This window comes from Salinicola lusitanus, from assembly GCF_003206045.1.
Taxonomy (GTDB): Bacteria; Pseudomonadota; Gammaproteobacteria; order Pseudomonadales; family Halomonadaceae; genus Salinicola; species Salinicola lusitanus.
Map to the genome: position 1 here is coordinate 382301 of NZ_PZJM01000004.1, position 16978 is coordinate 399278.

Annotated in this window: 14 protein-coding genes; 11 read left to right on the plus strand and 3 right to left on the minus strand. The window is 63.9% G+C overall.

The window, feature by feature from the left end:
• Nucleotides 1–2 precede the first annotated feature (2 nt).
• Genes tolR through DOM45_RS09000 form a run of 6 tightly spaced genes read left to right on the plus strand, consistent with a single transcriptional unit; the run spans nt 3 to nt 5118 of the window.
• Nucleotides 3–443, plus strand: coding sequence for a protein TolR (gene tolR, locus DOM45_RS08975; protein WP_110599628.1), 441 nt, complete (start codon nt 3–5; stop codon nt 441–443).
• Between the two features lie 9 nt (nt 444–452).
• Nucleotides 453–1568, plus strand: coding sequence for a cell envelope integrity protein TolA (tolA, locus tag DOM45_RS08980; protein ID WP_110599630.1), 1116 nt, complete (start codon nt 453–455; stop codon nt 1566–1568).
• Nucleotides 1568–2884 carry a Tol-Pal system beta propeller repeat protein TolB gene (gene tolB, locus DOM45_RS08985; protein WP_240612342.1) on the plus strand — a complete coding sequence of 439 codons (1317 nt, stop codon included), beginning with the start codon at nt 1568–1570 and terminating at the stop codon, nt 2882–2884. The genes tolA and tolB overlap by 1 nt, the downstream gene beginning before the upstream one ends.
• Nucleotides 2885–2931: 47 nt before the next feature.
• A complete protein-coding gene (pal, locus tag DOM45_RS08990) occupies nt 2932–3444 on the plus strand; it encodes a peptidoglycan-associated lipoprotein Pal (RefSeq protein WP_110599634.1) in 513 nt (170 codons plus the stop codon).
• A gap of 18 nt (nt 3445–3462) precedes the next feature.
• Nucleotides 3463–4311: a tol-pal system protein YbgF gene (gene ybgF / locus DOM45_RS08995; RefSeq protein WP_110599636.1), complete on the plus strand. Its 849-nt coding sequence runs from the start codon at nt 3463–3465 to the stop codon at nt 4309–4311.
• 48 nt (nt 4312–4359) lie between these two features.
• Nucleotides 4360–5118 (plus strand): YciK family oxidoreductase, encoded by a 759-nt coding sequence (locus tag DOM45_RS09000; RefSeq protein WP_110599638.1) that lies wholly within the window; start codon nt 4360–4362, stop codon nt 5116–5118.
• A 12-nt stretch (nt 5119–5130) separates the two neighbouring features.
• On the opposite strand, the gene DOM45_RS09005 is transcribed toward DOM45_RS09000, so the two are convergent.
• Together DOM45_RS09005 and ubiG are read right to left on the minus strand one after the other, a co-directional pair.
• Nucleotides 5131–5808, minus strand: coding sequence for an HAD-IA family hydrolase (locus DOM45_RS09005; RefSeq protein ID WP_110599640.1), 678 nt, complete (start codon nt 5806–5808; stop codon nt 5131–5133).
• Nucleotides 5805–6560: a bifunctional 2-polyprenyl-6-hydroxyphenol methylase/3-demethylubiquinol 3-O-methyltransferase UbiG gene (gene ubiG / locus DOM45_RS09010; RefSeq protein WP_110599642.1), complete on the minus strand. Its 756-nt coding sequence runs from the start codon at nt 6558–6560 to the stop codon at nt 5805–5807. Before ubiG ends, DOM45_RS09005 begins: the two co-directional genes overlap by 4 nt.
• A 273-nt stretch (nt 6561–6833) precedes the next feature.
• Between ubiG and galU the strand changes: the two genes are divergently transcribed.
• A complete protein-coding gene (gene galU, locus DOM45_RS09015) occupies nt 6834–7721 on the plus strand; it encodes a UTP--glucose-1-phosphate uridylyltransferase GalU (RefSeq protein ID WP_110599644.1) in 888 nt (295 codons plus the stop codon).
• Between the two features lie 4 nt (nt 7722–7725).
• On the plus strand, nt 7726–9006 hold the full coding sequence (locus tag DOM45_RS09020; RefSeq protein WP_110599646.1) for a nucleotide sugar dehydrogenase: 1281 nt from the start codon (nt 7726–7728) through the stop codon (nt 9004–9006).
• Nucleotides 9007–9050: 44 nt separating this feature from the next.
• Here the strand turns inward: DOM45_RS09020 and DOM45_RS09025 are convergent, their stop codons facing one another.
• Nucleotides 9051–9635: a superoxide dismutase gene (locus DOM45_RS09025; protein WP_162302610.1), complete on the minus strand. Its 585-nt coding sequence runs from the start codon at nt 9633–9635 to the stop codon at nt 9051–9053.
• A 382-nt stretch (nt 9636–10017) separates the two neighbouring features.
• Between DOM45_RS09025 and DOM45_RS09030 the strand changes: the two genes are divergently transcribed.
• From DOM45_RS09030 to tamB, 3 genes are read left to right on the plus strand one after another with little or no spacing between them, the layout of a single operon-like run.
• Nucleotides 10018–10965, plus strand: a complete 948-nt coding sequence (locus DOM45_RS09030) for a coiled-coil domain-containing protein (RefSeq protein WP_157958378.1) — start codon at nt 10018–10020, stop codon at nt 10963–10965.
• A gap of 4 nt (nt 10966–10969) precedes the next feature.
• Nucleotides 10970–12811, plus strand: coding sequence for an autotransporter assembly complex protein TamA (gene tamA, locus DOM45_RS09035; protein WP_110599652.1), 1842 nt, complete (start codon nt 10970–10972; stop codon nt 12809–12811).
• Entirely contained in the window at nt 12775–16953 is a 4179-nt protein-coding gene (tamB, locus tag DOM45_RS09040; protein ID WP_240612343.1) for an autotransporter assembly complex protein TamB, read from the plus strand. Before tamA ends, tamB begins: the two co-directional genes overlap by 37 nt.
• Nucleotides 16954–16978: the final 25 nt, after the last annotated feature.

The following is a 16978-nucleotide window of genomic DNA, read 5'->3' on the forward strand; positions in this document are numbered from 1 at the left end:
ACATGGGTGGACCCTATAGCCGCCATCATCGGCGCAAGCCGATGGGCGAAATCAACGTCGTCCCGTTCATCGACGTCATGCTGGTACTGCTGGTGATCTTCATGATTACCGCCCCGATGCTGACCCAGGGCGTGCAGGTCGATCTGCCGCAAGTCACGTCGGAGCCGATCGATACCGACGAGCAGGAGCCGATCATCGTCTCCGTGGACAGTCAGGGCGAATACTTCATATCGCTGGGCGAACAGGACAAGGCGGTCACGCTGCAGACCGTTGGCGACCAGGTTGTGGCGATTCTCGAGCGCAAGCCCAACACCCCGGTCATGGTACGTGGTGACAGGAACGCCTCTTACGGTCAGGTCGTGACATTGATGAGCACGCTACAGATGGCAGGTGTGGCGAACGTCGGATTGATTTCCGAGCCGCCGCAAGGCAACGACGGGTAAGGAGTCAGCATGGCGAAGCGAAACCGCCGTGTCGGTTACGGCCTGCCCGTCGTCCTGGCGATCGCCGTTCACGTGGTGGCACTGCTGTTGACGATGCTGCGCCTGCCGGATAGCGAGCCTACGCCCAGCTCATCCTCGGTGGTACAGGCCACATTGGTCAGCGACGTGACTGCCACGGATCAGGCACAGTACGCCCAGGAAGCGCGGGCACGTGCAGCGCAGCGGCAGGCGGAAGAGGCCGCCCAGCAGGCAGCGGAGCAACAGGCCCAGGAAGCCGCCCGGCAAGCGGCCGAGCAGCAAGCCCAGGAACAGGCCCAGCAGCAAGCCGCCCAACGCCAGGCCGCCGCGGAGCAGGCTCAGGCGGAGTCGGCGCGGCGCCAGCAGGCGGCGGAGCAGGCGGCTGCCGAACGTGCCGAGGCAGAAGAGCAGCAGAAGGCGGCCGAAGCCGCACGCCAGGCCGAGCGAGAGAAGCAACAGGCCGAAGCCGAGGCGGAAAAGCAGCGTCAGGTCGAACAAGCCAAGAAGCAGGCCGAAGCCGAGGCGGAGAAGAAGCGCCAGGCCGAAGAAGCCAAGAAGCAGGCCGAAGCCGAGGCGGAGAAGAAGCGTCAGGCCGAAGAAGCCAAGAAGAAAGCCGCAGCCGAGGCGGAGAAGAAGCGTCAGGCCGAAGAGGCCAAGAAGAAAGCCGCAGCCGAGGCGGAGAAGAAACGCCAGGCTGAAGAGGCCAAGAAGAAAGCCGCAGCCGAGGCGGCGGCAAAAGAGGCGGCAGCCAAGGCGCTGAGCGACTCCATTGCCAACGAAAAGGAACGTATCGCCAATGCCCAGCAGTCCGACCAGGCCTCGAACAGCTTCATCAACCTGGTCAAACGGGCCGTCGAGGACCGGTGGCACTTGCCGGCCAACGTGGACAATGGTTTGGTGGCACAAGTGAGAGTGAGGCTAGGGCCTTCGGGTGAATTGCTGGCAGCCAGCATCACTCGCAGCAGCGGTAACCCCAGCTTCGATCGCTCGGCCACGCAGGCCGTGGAAGCCGCGGCCCCGTTCCGTGAGCTGCAGCAACTGGACGCCGGTCTGCAGCGGCGGTTCCGCGATTTCAATCTCAAATTCACCCCCGGGGATATACAGTGATGAAACGATGGATGTCTCAAGGATGGAAAGCCCTGGCCGCTGGCTGGCTGGTGTCGCTGGCGTGTCTCGCGACCACGGCCCAAGCGCAGAACCTGACCATCGAAATCACCCGCGGTAGCGATCAGGCAACGCCCATTGCCATCGTGCCGTTCGAATTCAGTGGACAAGGCGGGTTGCCACAGGATGTGGCGCAGATCGTCAGCGATGACCTGGAACATAGCGGCCAGTTCTCGCCGCTGAGCCGCAGTTCTCTCGTGTCACTGCCCAGCAGCAGCAAAGACGTGTTCTACGACGACTGGAAGCGGGTCGATGCCCGCTATCTCGTGGTCGGAAAGATCGAGCCCCAGGGCGATCAGTATCGTATCCAGTACGAGCTGATGGATATCCTGGGGGGCAAGCGCATGCTGGGAGAGACGCTGACTTCGTCAGACGGCAACCTGCGTGCCAGTGCTCATTACATCAGCGACCAGATCTTCGAGGCCATCACGGGCATCCGAGGGGCTTTCTCCACTCGCATTGCTTACGTCGCGGCCAGCGGTACCGGTGACAACGCGCGCTACGCCCTCTACGTGGCCGATGCCGATGGACACAACGGCCAGCAGATTCTGTCCTCAGACGATCCGATCCTGTCGCCGGCGTGGTCGCCGGATGGCCAGAAGATCGCCTACGTCTCGTTCGAATCCGGTAACTCGGCCATCTACGTGCAGAATGCCTCCACCGGCGAGCGGGTCCGCCTGACCTCTTTCCGCGGCATCAATGGGGCGCCGGCATGGTCGCCGGACGGACGCAAGATGGCGATGTCGCTTTCCAAGGATGGCCAGCCGGAGATCTATGTGATGGATCTGGCCTCGCGCCAGCTCACCCGTCTGACCAACAATCGTGCCATCGAGACCGAACCCGACTGGTCCCCGGACGGCCAGTCCCTGATTTTCACCTCTGACCGAAGCGGGGCGCCGCAGCTCTATCGCATGTCGGCCACAGGAGGACAGGCCGAGCGGGTAACCTTCACCGGCAACTACAATTCCGATGGACGCTTCTCACCGGATGGAAAAACATTGTTCATGGTGACCCGTGATGGCAGCGGCTATCACGTGGCGAAGCAGGAGCTCGACACGGGTCGGGTGACGGTTCTGACAGATTCACGTTGGGACGAATCGCCCAGTGTCGCGCCGAATGGCACCATGGTAATCTTCGCTACCCAGCAAGGGGCGCAAGGTGTGTTGGGGGCAGTTTCTTCGGATGGACGAGCGTCTTTCCGACTGCCTTCGGCGCAGGGTGACGTACGCGAACCCGCGTGGTCGCCGTTTTTGAACTAAACGACTACAGTCATTGTGTCATTCGACATCCGAGCAAGGAGATGACAATGCAAATTAAGACCTACGCCAAGACGTTAGCAGTCGCGCTGTCGCTAGCCGTAGTGGCTGGTTGTTCCAGCAGTGGCGGTACCCAGGAAGGGGACATGAATGGCACTTCCGGTGGCATGTCCGGACAGGGCATGACTTCCGGACAGGGCACCTCGGGCTCGCAGATGGGCGCCAACGATCAGCGTCCTAGCGTCGACACCATCTATTTCGCATTCGACAGCGAAGAAATTCGCCCTGAATTCGAATCGGTACTGCGCGGCCACGCCCAGTATCTGATGGCCAACCCGAACGTCAACGTGACCCTCCAGGGTTATGCTGACGAGCGCGGTACTCGCGAATACAACCTGGGCCTCGGCGAGCGTCGTGCGCAGGCGGTCGAGCAGTACCTGACCGTTCAGGGCGTATCCCCGTCACAGATCCAGATCGTCAGCTACGGTGAAGAGCGTCCGGCAGTTCAGGGCCATACCGAAGAAGCGTACGCCAAGAACCGTCGTGTCGTGTTCGCGTACTAAGCTGCGACGGAGAGAAGCATGAAACACGGTCTGAAAAGACTGTGCGGCGCGGGAGCCCTGGTGCTCCCGCTGTCCGTATGGGCTCAGCAACCTGTCGTCGATGATCTCACCGGTCAGTCGAACGGCTTCTACAGTCAGACGGAAGCCCGCCAAAGCGGCGGCGGCACTCTGACGATCCTCAATCAACTGCAGGACAACAAGCAGCAGATCCAGCAGCTTCGTGGCCAGGTCGAGGAGCTGCGTTACCAGCTGGATCAGCTCAAGCAACAGACCCAACAGCAGTATCTGGATCTCGATGACCGTATTTCCGGCGGCGGAATGGATTCAGGTAGCGCGGGAGATGCCAGCAGCGATCTGAGCGGATCCGATGTCGACAGCGGCACGGCAAGTGAGGTCTCCGGCGCCGCCGGCGCCTCCGCGTCAGCCAATGGTGGCGCTGCCAGTGAAGCCGACGCCAGTGCCAGCCGTTCGAACGCCGCCAGCACCACGGGCGGTGAAGGGCGAGAGGCCTATCAGGCGGCATTTCAGCAAGTGCAGTCGCGGCAGTTCGATGCAGCCATCGACGCCTTCCAGCGTTTCATTTCCGACTATCCGCAGTCCAGCCTGCTACCCAACGCACACTACTGGCTGGGTGAACTCTACTCGGCGCAGTCACAGCTCGATCAGGCCGCCGATGCGTTCGATACGGTCATCAGCGACTACCCACAGAGCAACAAGGTGCCGGATGCGCTTTACAAGCTGGGCCTGCTGAAGGCGCGTCAGGGCGATGCCGAAGGCAGTCGGCAACTGCTGCAGCGGGTACGCAGCGACTATCCCGACAGCAACGCCGCGCAGATGGCGGGCGATTTTCTCAATCAGATGGGCTGAGCGGATCGTTCAGCGATCCGCCGGCACCGCGACTCAGGATCTCTCCCTATGACCTGCCATATCGATTACCAGGCGCCCGCTGACCTGCTCGCCGGAAAGATCGTGCTGGTGTCTGGCGCCAGCGCCGGCATCGGCAGGTCCGCGGCCATGACTTACGCCCGCCACGGCGCCACGGTCATTCTGCTCGGTCGTAGCGTCAGCCGTCTCGAGGTGGTCTACGACGCCATCGAGGCGATGGGTGGCCCGCAGCCGGCGATCTTCCCGCTCAATCTGGAAAGCGCGACCGCCCAGGATCATCTGGCGGTGGCCACCAAGCTCGAGAAGGAGTTCGGGCGCCTGGACGGGTTGCTGCACAATGCGAGCATTCTGGGAGATCGGGTGTCGGTGGCGTCCTATGACCTGGAGCTCTGGGCCAAGGTGATGCAGGTCAACTTCACCGCGACACTGGGATTGACCCAGGCTCTGCTGCCGCTACTGGGTCAATCCGCCAGTTCGTCGGTGGTGTTCACCTCTTCCAGCGTCGGACGACTAGGGCGGGCGAAGTGGGGCGCCTATTCGACTTCGAAGTTCGCCACCGAGGGACTGATGGAGATTCTGGCCGATGAGCACCACGGGTCGACCATCCGTTTCAATTCGCTCAATCCCGGTGCCACGCGCACGGCCATGCGTCAGGCCGCCTATCCCGACGAGGATCCTCAGCGCCTTCGCACGCCGGAAGAGATCATGCCGACCTATCTGTGGCTGATGGGCCGGGATAGCGAAGGAATCAGTGGCGAGGCCTTCGACGCCCAGCCGCCGAAGCGCTGAGCCCGGGCCCGGCTAGCGAGACGTCAGTAACGCCAGCAGTTCGTCGGCCAGGGACTCCGAGGTATCGAACCAGCGCTCCGCCGGCCATTCGTCGAGTGGCTCCTCGGCCGGAATATAGCCGTAACGCACGGCAATCGCCGTCATTCCGGCCCGCTCCGCGGCTTCCATATCCCGCCGATGGTCCCCGACGTACCAGCACTCTCCCGGCTCCACGTTCAGTCGACGAGCGGCGAACCACAGCGGCGCCGGTTCGGGTTTCCTGACAGGCAGATCATCGGCACAGACCAGCACCCCGGGCCGCAAGGAGAGCGCTTCGATCAGCGGTTCCGCATAGGCCCTGGGCTTGTTGGTCACGATCCCCCAGCCCCGCGCCTCCGCCTCCCAGCGCGCGATGAGCCCTGACAAGCCCGGATAGACGCGACTGTTGTCGGCCACCACTTCCGCATAACGATCCAGCAGATATTGACGGGCGTCGGCATGTTGCGGGTGATCACTGGCGAGATCCAGCGCCAGGGTCACCAGGGCACTCCCGCCGTTGGAGACCTGGGCCCGGATGACGGGGTAGGGAAGTCGCTCCCTGCCATGGTGCTCCCTCAACCGGTTGGTGGCCTCGGCCAGGTCGGGAGCGGTGTCGACCAGGGTGCCATCGAGATCGAACAGCAGCGCTTTCGGGAGGGCATGCGGGCTCATTTGTCGTTGCCGCTACCGGTCCACTCGGGACGCACATGCACCATGTAGTTGACCGAGACATCGTTGGGTGTCAGCCGGTAGCGTCGGGACAGCGGGTTGTAGGTCAGCCCGGTCTGGTCTTGCAGTCGCAGGCCGGACTGTCGACACCAGCCGGAAAGCTCGGAGGGGCGGATCAGCTTGCGGTAGTCGTGGGTGCCCTTCGGCAGAAGGCCCAGCACGTATTCGGCACCGACAATCGCGAAGGCGTAGGATTTCGGGTTGCGATTGATCGTCGAGAAGAACAGATGGCCGCCGGGTTTGACCAGCTTGGCACAGGCCGCGATCACCGAAGCCGGATCCGGCACATGCTCGAGCATCTCGAGGCAGGTCACCACGTCGAACTCGCCACTATGCGCCGCCGCCATCGCCTCCACGCTGATGCAGCGATAGTCGACCTCCACGCCGCTCTCCTGCTGGTGCAGCCGTGCCACCGCCAGGGGAGCCTCTCCCAGATCGATCCCGGTGACTTCGGCGCCGCGCATCGCCATGGCTTCACTCAGGATCCCGCCCCCGCAGCCGACATCGATGACCCGCTTGCCGGCCAGGGAGACATGGGCGTCGATGAAGCCCAGACGCAGCGGATTGATATCGTGCAGCGGCTTGAAATCGCCTTCCCGATCCCACCAGCGGCTGGCAAGCGCATCGAACTTGGCGATTTCGGCATGGTCGACGTTGTGATGCACGGAGGTGTCGTCGTGAGGTGATGATGTCATGAACGGATTTCCTTTCCGGGAATGTCGGTACACCGTCAAGCGGGGACGGCCGGCCAAGCGCATGGCGGTGCATCGCTTTGCGATATTCTACTATGGACGGTAGCTTGTCTGGAGACCATGTCGGAGAAAAGCGAGTCGGTGGGGCAGCGCCTCGAGTTGTCGCTTTTCTGCGACTGTGCTTTCGGCTTCTCGCCCGCTAAGCTAGCAGAAGGATACGCTGTCGGCACACCGGCAATCGTTGATTTCATACCCAGGAAGGGAAGGACCTAAAAGATGATTCGCAAGGCCGTACTGCCCGTCGCCGGATTCGGCACCCGCTGCTTACCCGCTTCCAAGGCGATTCCCAAAGAGATGATCACCATCGTCGACAAACCGGTGATTCAGTACGTGGTCACCGAGGCGGTCAAGGCGGGCATCAAGGAGATCGTCCTGGTCACTCACTCCTCGAAGAGCGCCATCGAGAACCATTTCGACAAGCACTTCGAACTCGAGACCCAGCTCGAGGCCAAGGGCAAGAACGAACTGCTCGAGGAACTTCGCAACATCATCCCGGACGACGTCAATATCATCAGCGTGCGTCAGCCGGAGGCGCTGGGGCTGGGACACGCCATCCTGTGTGCCCGCCCGGTCATCGGCAATGACCCGTTCGCCGTACTGCTGCCCGATGTGGTCATCGACGACGACGGTATGGCCAGTAACGATCTCACCGGCATGATCAAGGCGTTCGACGAGACCGGCAAAGCCCAGATCATGGTCGAAACCGTGCCCAAGGAGCTGACGTACAAGTACGGCATCGTGGCGCTCGAGGGGGCCGAGCCCGCCGCCGGCAAGAGCGCACCGCTGACCGGTATGGTCGAGAAGCCGAAGGTCGAGGAGGCACCCTCCACGCTGGCCGTGATTGGCCGTTATCTCCTGCCGGGCGAGATCTTTCCGATTCTGGCCGAAACGCCACCGGGGGCGGGCAACGAGATTCAGTTGACCGATGCCATCGAGACCCTGCGCAAGAACAGCGGTGCGGCGGCCTATCGCATGCAGGGCCAGACCTATGACTGCGGCAGCCAACTCGGCTATCTCGAAGCGACCCTGGCCCTGGGGCGGAAACATCCCACCCTCGGTGAAGGGTTCCGTCAGTTGATCCAGCAATACGCGGCCGAGGACTAAGTCGATGCGCGTGGTCGTACATGGTAGCGAACTGGCCGCGGCAACCGCCGCCGCCGCATTGTGCTCGGTTGGGCATCAGGTTACCTGGATGCCACATGCCGAATTTCGCTGGGACAGCTTGGCGCGTGCCGACTGGCTGATCAGCGAGCCCGGATTGAAGGATCAGATTCTGGCAGGCGAGGAGTCCGGCCAGTTGGCGATCGTGGATGAAGTACCGGCCGACGCCGATGCCGATGTCCATTGGCTGGCACTCTCCCCGGATCAACGCGAGTCGGCGGAGAGCTACGTCCGGCAGGTGCCGGGGCGTCAGAGCACGCCTCTGATCATCGTCAACAACTCCACCTTCCCGGTAGGCCAGACGGAGAAACTCGAAGCGCTGCTGGGTCACGCCGGCCAGGTGGCCGTGGCGCTGCCCGACCGCATCGAGGAAGGGCGTGCCTGGGAAACGTTCACCCGACCCGCGCACTGGCTGCTGGGGAGCGAGGACGAGTGGGGAACCCAGCAGATACGCGAGCTGTTGCGGGCCTTCAATCGGCGCCACGAGGTGTTCCAGTTGATGCCCAGGCGTGCCGCCGAACTGACCAAGCTGGCCATCAACGGCATGCTGGCGACACGGATCAGCTTCATGAACGAACTGGCAGGTCTTGCCGATTCGCTCGCCGTCGACGTGGAGTATGTGCGCCAGGGGATGGGGGCCGATACCCGTATTGGCTTCGAGTATCTCTATCCCGGCTGTGGCTTCGGCGGTCCCAACTTTTCGCGGGACCTGATGCGTCTGGCCGACGTCCAGCACTCAACCGGGCGCGAATCCCATCTGCTGGAGCACGTCCTCGACATCAACGAGAGCAAGAAAGAGACACTGTTCCGCAAACTCTGGAACCACTTCAAGGGGGAACTGGAAGGCCGCACCGTAGCCATCTGGGGCGCCGCCTTCAAACCCGGAACGGCGCGGATCGATCATGCCCCGGTCCTGACGCTGCTGGAAGCGCTGTGGGCGCAGGGAGTCACGGTCAGGGTTCATGATCCGGCGGCACTGCATGCGCTGGGTGAACTCTATCCCGACCACCCGCAACTGATCTTGTGCGAGGGCGATTTCTATAGCGCTTGCGAGGGAGCCGATGCCCTGATGCTGGTGACGGAGTGGAAGTGTTACTGGAATCCGGATTGGCGCCGGCTGCTGCAGTCGCTGAAGACGCCGCTGATCTTGGACGGGCGCAACATCTACGATCCCGCTTACGTGGCTTCACGCGGACTGGTCTACCGCGGGATCGGCCGCCGCGCCTAGTCCCGCTCCCGGCGAGCGCCTGAATCCTGGCCCTTGGCCGGGGCTCAGGCGCTCGCCTCGATGTTGAGCTGCGCGTATTCCCAGTTCAAGTGGGGCCACAGCGCATCGAAATAGTCGCCTTGGCGTTGAGGGTAATCGATCCGGTAGGCGTCCTCGTTCAGGGCAATGGCCAGCAGCGGGGCCACGTCGGTGGGGCGCGCTCCTGTTGGCGAGTGCCGCAGTTCCAGCCTGCCATCGGCGTTGACCGCCAGCCATGACCACCCCTCCGAAACGTCCAGGATGCTGGCTCGCCACCGGTACTGCAGTGCCCCGATGCCGCCGAAGGTCTGGTCGATTCTCCGCGCCAGATCGTCGGGCACCGCAACGCTTCCGGCGCTGAGTCCATGCCAGAAGAACACCAGATTCCAGGCCTCCTGCGCGGATCGGCGAATCTCCGCCTCGTGGTATTCGGCAAGGCTCGCCAATGAGTGCTCGGGTAGCCCTGGCGCTCTGGCGTTGAGCGCATCGATATGGCGGCGATGGTAATGACTATAGAGCAGGTCGACCTGAGCCCGGGATACCTCGGGCTCCAGCGAATGGCGCTCGAATGGCAGGGCGGGCAGCTCGAATCGGTTAGCGAATTCAGGCATCTGGCTCATCGACGAGTAGAGGTGGAGAGGGCTACATTACGGCCCAGCGGAAGCGGCCATGCTACCGCGATCGCACCCGCCATCGTCAACGGCGCGCCTGCGGCCGCCAGTATCGTGCGAGCCGACTGCGGCCAAGTCTGGGCTTTGCAACGGCTTTCACGTAACGTGATCTCGTCAGCCGCCCGAGACCCGCTTTTCGTGGCATAGTGGCGTCCATGGCTGACGCCTCGAAACCGGCTTCCAGGCTCCGGGACCTGGATGTCGAGCGCTGTTTCTGTTTTACGTACTATCCGCACCACTATTGGCAAGGTATACGACGGCAATGCCATCACAATCGGACGAGCATCGCGCATCCCCATCCATCGTCCCAGATCGAGACGACATGACGACACGCCGCTCGGGAGCGGTGCATTATCAAGGTTCTTCTTCCGGGCGCGGCCGACCCAGGGTGTGGCCGTTGTGGTTCCTCATCCTGCTGCTCATTGCCGGCGCGGTTGCGGGGGGGTGGCTGCTCTGGCAGCGGCTGGAGGCACAGCACGCCCAGATCGACCGGCTCAACCAGCGTGTGGATGCGACCGGGTCGACCCTGGACGCTTCTGGGGAGAGTCTGCGGGCCGAGTTCGATCGCCTGCGTGACCAGTTGGAGGCCACGCGAGCGGCGGTGGGGAGCCTGGAGACGCGGGTGGCGGATTCCCGATCCAACGACCAGACGGCTCAGCAGATCGAGAAACTGCAGGACGCCGATCGAAACCTGCAGGGATTGATCGACGCGCTCCAATCCTCGCTCAACGCCCTCGAGAGCACCGGCAAGGACGAGCGTGGCGCGCTGGCTGCCAGGCTGGCCTCGCTCGAGAGTGGCCAGAATCAGCAGGGCGATCGCCTCGATTCGATGGCCGACTCGCTCGATCAACAGCAGCAGGAGAACCAGGCACTTTCGGAGCAGCTCACGGCCTCGCTCGAGGAGTTGCGTCAGTCCCAGCAGACGCTCTCTCGCCAGGTGGAAGGAAACGACTCGACCGATCTGGGTGCCGCTATCGCGGATCTGGAGTCCCGTGTCGAGACCCTGGCCCAGCAGGATGTACCATCGACCGATGCCCTGAATCAGCTTCGTGGCTCGGTGACGGAACTTCGCCAGGGCCAGACGGCTCTCAGTGCTGGTCTCGAATCGCTACGCTCACGGGTCGATGCGCTGCCAACGGGGGCGAGTGCCGCCCAGATTCGCGAGCTCAAGGAGCGGCTGGGATCCCTCGAGGCCAGCCGTTCGCAATTGACGAGCCGCGTGGCCTCGTTGATCACGGACGTTTCCAACCTACAGCGCGGCGGAGGCTGATCTCATGCGGCAAGTCAAGGTCCTACGGATGGGACTCTTTTGCCTGGCGTTGCCCGCCGCGGGGCATGCCTGGGCACTCGGTGTGACGGTCAAGGGATTGAGCGGACCTCCGGCGGAGAATGTGGTCAACATCCTGTCCGAACTCGAGCCCGACAGCCAGGCGACCCGGGAGCGCTTGGACGGGGTGGTGAGGAACCGTGCCCAGCAGGCGCTGCAGGCCTTTGGCTACTACAACGCCAAACTGGCCACCCATTACCCCGATGCGGACAACCGGCGGGTCGTGATCGATGTCGAGCCGGGCGAGCGCACCAAGATCACCCAGGTAGACGTCAAGCTGGAGGGCGACGCCAGGCAGGATGAAGCTTTCGAGGAGGTGATGCGCTCGAATCCGCTCAAGGTCGGCGACCCGCTGCTGCACTCTCGTTACGATGGTTTCAAGGGCAAGTTGTCGACCCTGGCGCTGGAGCGCGGCTACTTCAACTCTCGTTTCCGGCAACAACGAATCGAGGTTCGCCCCTGGGAAGAGAGCGCCCGCATTTTTCTCGATCTCGATAGTGGTCCACGCTATCGTTTCGGGCACGTGCACTTCCGAGGGAGCCAGATCGAACCGCATCGGCTGCAAAACATGGTTCCCTTCGAACCTGGCGACCCCTATCTCGCCGGTGATCTCGCCACGCTCAACCAGAATCTCGGCCAGACCGACTGGTTTGCCGGGGTAGCGGTGCGCCCGCGCGTGAACGAGGAGGCCGCATCCACGGTCCCCAGCCAGTGGTGGAGCGAGTCGACCGGGCGCGATACCACCGCCGACCCGTCCAGTGTGCTCGGCGGGCCGGGGCTGAGCATGGCCCGCGAGTTGACCGACAGCCAGCCCACGGTGGTTCCGGTCGATGTCGAACTGACACCGGCCGACCGCCATCAGTTCGAGGTCGGTGTCGGCTACGCCACCGACGTAGGCCCGCGAACTCAGTTCTCCTGGACCATGCCTTGGCTAAATCGCTATGGCCACAGCCTGACCAACTCGCTCTACCTCTCGGCCCCCGAACAGCGCTTTTCGGGGGAGTACAGGATCCCGCTGGAGAACCCGCTGAGAGACAGCTACCGGGTTCGTTACGGGCTAAAGAATATCGACAACGAGGATACCAAGAGCTTCGAGAGCTCGGTGCAGTTGGCCCGCCACTGGGAGTTTTCCAACGGCTGGATCCAGGATCTCTACTGGCAGACCACCTACGAGGATTTCACCCAGGCCGATCAGAACGACGCGGTGCTGCTGCTCTATCCCGGCATCAGCTGGTCGCGAACGCGCAAGCGCAACCCGATCTTCCCGAGCTGGGGCGACAAGCAGGAACTCACTCTGGAGTGGTCCGACCCTTCGTGGGGGTCGGACGCCCGCTTCGTGCGCACCACCTTCAACTCCCAGTGGGTGCGGATGCTCGGCGGCGAGAACCGCTTCGTCGGGCGTATCGGTGGTGGTGCCATGGCGACCAACACCTTCGACAAGATCCCCCCCTCGCTGCGCTTCTTCGCCGGTGGCGATCAGAGCATACGCGGCTATTCCTACGAGAGCCTGTCGCCGGAAAACGACGATGGCGAGCTGCTTGGCGGACAGCACATGCTGACCAGCAGCATCGAGTATCAACGCCACCTGACCGGCAATTTCTGGAGCGCGACCTTCGTCGATACCGGCAACGCCTTCGACGAGTGGTGGCCCGATGAGCTCAAGACCGGCGCCGGCGTCGGCGTGCGCTGGATTTCACCCGTTGGGCCGATCCGTTTCGATATCGCCCACCCGTTTGACGACGAGGAGGACTCTTGGCGTCTTCATTTCTCCATCGGACCGGAGTTCTGATTCGGCTACTGCTGTTCCTGATCCTGTGGCTGCTGGGTCTGGTTCTAACGCTGGTCGGGCTGGGATTGTCCCCCTGGGGTAGCCAATGGCTGTTCGAGCAGGCCCAGTCGAGAGGCTGGGTCGAGGCACAACGTTTCGAAGGCGCGCCGCTCGATGAGCTGACCGTCGACGGTCTGCGCCTGTCTGCCGGGACACTGGACCTGTCCGTCGATCATCTCCACCTGGCCTGGGCGGACGACTGCCTGCTCAAGGGGCGGATCTGCCTGGACGATCTGACGATCACGGGGGCGCGAATTCGACTGGGCGAGAGCGAATCGCAACCGTCCCCTGAGCCTGACGCGGCCGAAGGGAGTGGCATGCCGTCGATCTCCGTGCCGCTGCCCATCGAGATTCGCCAGGTGCGCCTGGACGATGTCGGCATTCAGCTCGCCGACGGTACCAACGTGCACTGGGATCATTTCCAGACCGCTGCCGAGATGGCCGGCAACCATCTGAAACTGCTCCCGACGACCCTGGAGCGGACTCGCATCGCACTTCCCCAGAGCCCGGGCCTGACGCTGGCGACGCCCGACCTGGGCAGCGGCGTCTTGAGCCCGGATGCCATCGATGCGTCGGTCGCCATCAACACGGTCGATGGCGACAACGGCAATGACGGCGGGGCCAAGGTCTCCACGCCGCTGACGGACGCCGCGGCGCTAGCCGCCGTTCCCGATGCCCCGGTCGCCGTCGCGCTGACACCATTGACCCTGGCGGCGGCTGCCAACGTTGCCGACGGTAGTGCCGAGCAGACCGATGCGCGGGTTCAGCGCATCGAGCAGAGCCTGCGGGAGATCCGGGATCGGCTGCCCGATATCCAGCTGCCGCTGGAGGTTGAGATACCGGACCTGACGATCAGCGACCTGCAACTCGAGGGACCGAGCCCGCAGCATCTCGACCGGTTGGCGCTGTCGGCCTCCGCGGTCGACCGCCGGGTCGAGATTCACCGGTTGATGGTGGATTCGCCCGATGGCCACGTCGAACTCACCGCCAGTGCCGAGCTGCAAGGGGACGTCCCGCTCTCCCTGTCACTGCAGGGTCGCATTACCCGAGCGCCGATCTATGGCCAGACACTATCGCTCGACGCCAACGGCACCCTGGCCGACCTGGACATCCGGCTACGCACGGCCGGCAACGCCGCGGCCGCGGTCGATGCGCGACTCCAGGCGTTCGCGCCAGGATTGCCGTTTTCGGTGAATGTCAACGCCGAGCGGCTGCGCTGGCCGCTGGCCGCGCGGCCCTTTGCGCCGCTCACCGATCTGGAAGGCGGCCTCGATGAGGTCGCGATCCTGAGTGCCCGCGAGCTTCGCGGCATCAAGCCGGTCGAGCAGACCCCAGCGCAGTACCAGCTTGACCACCTGACGCTGGCTGTCGAGGGTCGACTCGACGACTATCGTGCCAGCGTCGACCTTGCCGGTCAGGGCGAGGGCCTGCCCCCGGTGACACTAAGTGTCGCCGGCGAAGGGGACCTCGATCATTTCCGCTGGCAACCGATGCGGCTGGCAGCCGAGGGCGGCCAGCTCAACAGCCAGGGGACGGTACGCTGGACCCCGGCTCTCTCGGCCAGCGTGAACCTGGATTTCGAGCAGCTTCCGCTGGAGGCGTTCACCCAGGCCGTGACAGGGCAATTGAACGGCCAGGCCCGTGCGGCCTTCGCCATGCGCGACGACGGCGGCTGGCAGCTGTCGGTTCCGCAACTGGCGATCGATGGCCGGCTGCAACAGCGCGCACTCAAGCTGAATGCGCGTCTCGACGGCAACAGCGATAACCAGTGGGACATCCGCGCACTCGATTTTCGTCAGGGTGACAATCGCGTGACCGCCAGCGGCCGCGTCGACGACCATCTCGCTATCGATGGCCGGATCGATGCTCCGGCGTTGGGCACGATCTTGCCGGACCTGTCGGGCGCGCTGCGCGGCCAGTTCCAAGGGCGCGGCACGCTGACGAGGCCGCAGATCACGGTCGACCTGCAAGGCAGCAATGTTGGATACGCGGAAAACCGTCTCGAGCAGTTGGTGCTGAAGGCCAACTCCACCGGTACGCGGGACCCGCAGTTCGACGTCAACTTGAACGCCAGCGGCGTCCAGGCCGGCGGACAGCAGCTTCGGAGCGTCGATCTGGACCTCCAGGGGAGACTGTCGCGACATCAACTGGCGCTCGACGTCAGTGGCGGTGAGGGCCTACCGGTCTCGCAGGCCTCGGTGAGGTTGCAGGGCGGCCTGGACAGCGCGTTCCAGAACTATCGGGGGGCATTCTCCCGGCTCTCGGCATCGACCGACTACGGCGACATCGCCCTGCGCGACTCGCTGGACTTCAGCGCCAACCTGACCAACGCCAGTGCGACGATCTCGCCGTTCTGTCTCGATCGCCAGCAGGGCGGCGCGCTCTGCCTGACCGAGCGCATGAACGCGTCGGCCGCGCAGGGACGCGCTGCGCTGTCGATCGATGACGTCCCGATGGCGCTGCTCAACGATTTCATGCCGAGCGGGTGGCAAGTCGATGGCCAGACCAGCGGTAACATGGTTGCCAGTTGGTCACGCGGCGGTCAGGCCTGGGCCGCCACGGCCGATATCGATAGCCGCATCGATGTCAGCGGTGTCGACGCGAGGGGGGCTCCCTGGCAAGTGCCGGCGGCGACGATCTCTCTGTCGCTGGACGCCGACCAGCAGCGAGCCCAGACGCAACTCGACCTTCAGCTGGAAGATGCCGGAAAGGTGCAGCTGCAGGCACGGATCGACGACCCGGCGGGGCAAGGCAACCTGCAGGGGCGCCTGCAGATGAGCGACCTTCGCTTCAGTCCCTATCGGCCACTGATATCCGGGATCGACCAGTTGGAGGGCGCCATCAATGGCGACGTCTCGCTGGGTGGCACGGTGGCGATGCCGGCCTTGAATGGCAACGTCACGATCGACGGCGTCAGGGTCAAGGGCGGCGTGTCTCCGGTGGCGGTGACCGATGGACAACTGACGCTGGCGCTGCGGGGCCAGTCATCGACACTGCAAGGCTTCGTTCAGAGTGAGGATGGCCGGCTCGACCTGACCGGCGACGCCAATTGGCAGCAGCCCGACGAGTGGAGGGCCAATGTCGATATCGATGGTACCCAGTCTCCGCTCATGGTCGCGATGCCGGCCTATGGGCGTCTGCGGATAGCGCCGGACCTGCAGATCCGGGCGATGCCACAGCGCTTGCAGGTTCGGGGCGACGTGAGCGTACCGTGGGCACGTCTGGAAATCGGCCAGATTCCCTCGTCCGCCCAGGCACCCAGCAGCGACACCGTCGTGATTACCGAGGAGGAGGACCGGCAGCAGCAGGCCGCTGCCGCCGCCCGCCAGAACGACGAGGGTGCCGGCACTGCCCAGGCTCTGGCCGATGCGGGGATGCAGCTCGACGTTCGGGTCAATCTGCACCTGGGGCCCGACATGAAGCTGGAGGCCTATGGGCTGGAAGCCGGCCTGCGGGGCGAACTTCAGGTCCGCCAGGGCACCGGCCCGGTTCAGTTGTATGGCGATGTGAACCTGGTCGATGGTACCTACACCTCCTTCGGCCAGGATCTCATCATTCGGCAGGGCCAGGTGCTGTTCAGCGGGCCGGCGTCGCAGCCAAGCCTGCAGTTCGAAGCCATCCGCAACCCGGATACCACCGAAGACGATGTGATCGCGGGCTTGCGGGTGACGGGCTCCGCTTCCGCGCCGCGTCTGACGATCTTCTCCGAGCCGGCGATGACCGAGAGTCGGGCGCTCTCCTACATCCTGAGAGGCCGGGCACCCGAGGACTCGGGTAGTGGAGACGACGCCCTGACCTCGGCGCTGATCGGGCTCTCGCTTTCGCAGACCGGCAGCGCCGTGGGTCAGGTCGGCCAGGCGTTCGGCGTTCAGGACCTGAGCCTCGATGCCTCGGGATCGGGCGACGACAGCCAGGTCGTGGTCAGCGGCTACGTCTTCGACGACTTGAAGGTAAGCTATGGCGTCGGCATATTCTCTCCCATCGCCGAGCTGACCCTGCGTTACCGCCTGATCCAGAATCTGTATCTGCAGGCCGTTTCCGGGGCGGCGCAGGCCGTCGATCTGATCTACACCTTTAGCCTGGGTCGCGCCAACAGCCGCTGACCCGCTCAATCGACAAGTCCGGCGT

Coding starts and splice junctions, on each gene's coding strand:
- DOM45_RS09020 (WP_110599646.1), top strand. CDS start 7,726: ATGCGCGTGGTCGTACATGGTAGCGAACTGGCCGCGGCAACCGCCGCC.
- tamA (WP_110599652.1), top strand. CDS start 10,970: ATGCGGCAAGTCAAGGTCCTACGGATGGGACTCTTTTGCCTGGCGTTG.
- tolR (WP_110599628.1), top strand. CDS start 3: ATGGGTGGACCCTATAGCCGCCATCATCGGCGCAAGCCGATGGGCGAA.
- DOM45_RS09030 (WP_157958378.1), top strand. CDS start 10,018: ATGACGACACGCCGCTCGGGAGCGGTGCATTATCAAGGTTCTTCTTCC.
- ubiG (WP_110599642.1), bottom strand. CDS start 6,560: ATGACATCATCACCTCACGACGACACCTCCGTGCATCACAACGTCGAC.
- DOM45_RS09025 (WP_162302610.1), bottom strand. CDS start 9,635: ATGCCTGAATTCGCTAACCGATTCGAGCTGCCCGCCCTGCCATTCGAG.
- DOM45_RS09005 (WP_110599640.1), bottom strand. CDS start 5,808: ATGAGCCCGCATGCCCTCCCGAAAGCGCTGCTGTTCGATCTCGATGGC.
- ybgF (WP_110599636.1), top strand. CDS start 3,463: ATGAAACACGGTCTGAAAAGACTGTGCGGCGCGGGAGCCCTGGTGCTC.
- DOM45_RS09000 (WP_110599638.1), top strand. CDS start 4,360: ATGACCTGCCATATCGATTACCAGGCGCCCGCTGACCTGCTCGCCGGA.
- pal (WP_110599634.1), top strand. CDS start 2,932: ATGCAAATTAAGACCTACGCCAAGACGTTAGCAGTCGCGCTGTCGCTA.
- tolA (WP_110599630.1), top strand. CDS start 453: ATGGCGAAGCGAAACCGCCGTGTCGGTTACGGCCTGCCCGTCGTCCTG.
- tolB (WP_240612342.1), top strand. CDS start 1,568: ATGAAACGATGGATGTCTCAAGGATGGAAAGCCCTGGCCGCTGGCTGG.
- galU (WP_110599644.1), top strand. CDS start 6,834: ATGATTCGCAAGGCCGTACTGCCCGTCGCCGGATTCGGCACCCGCTGC.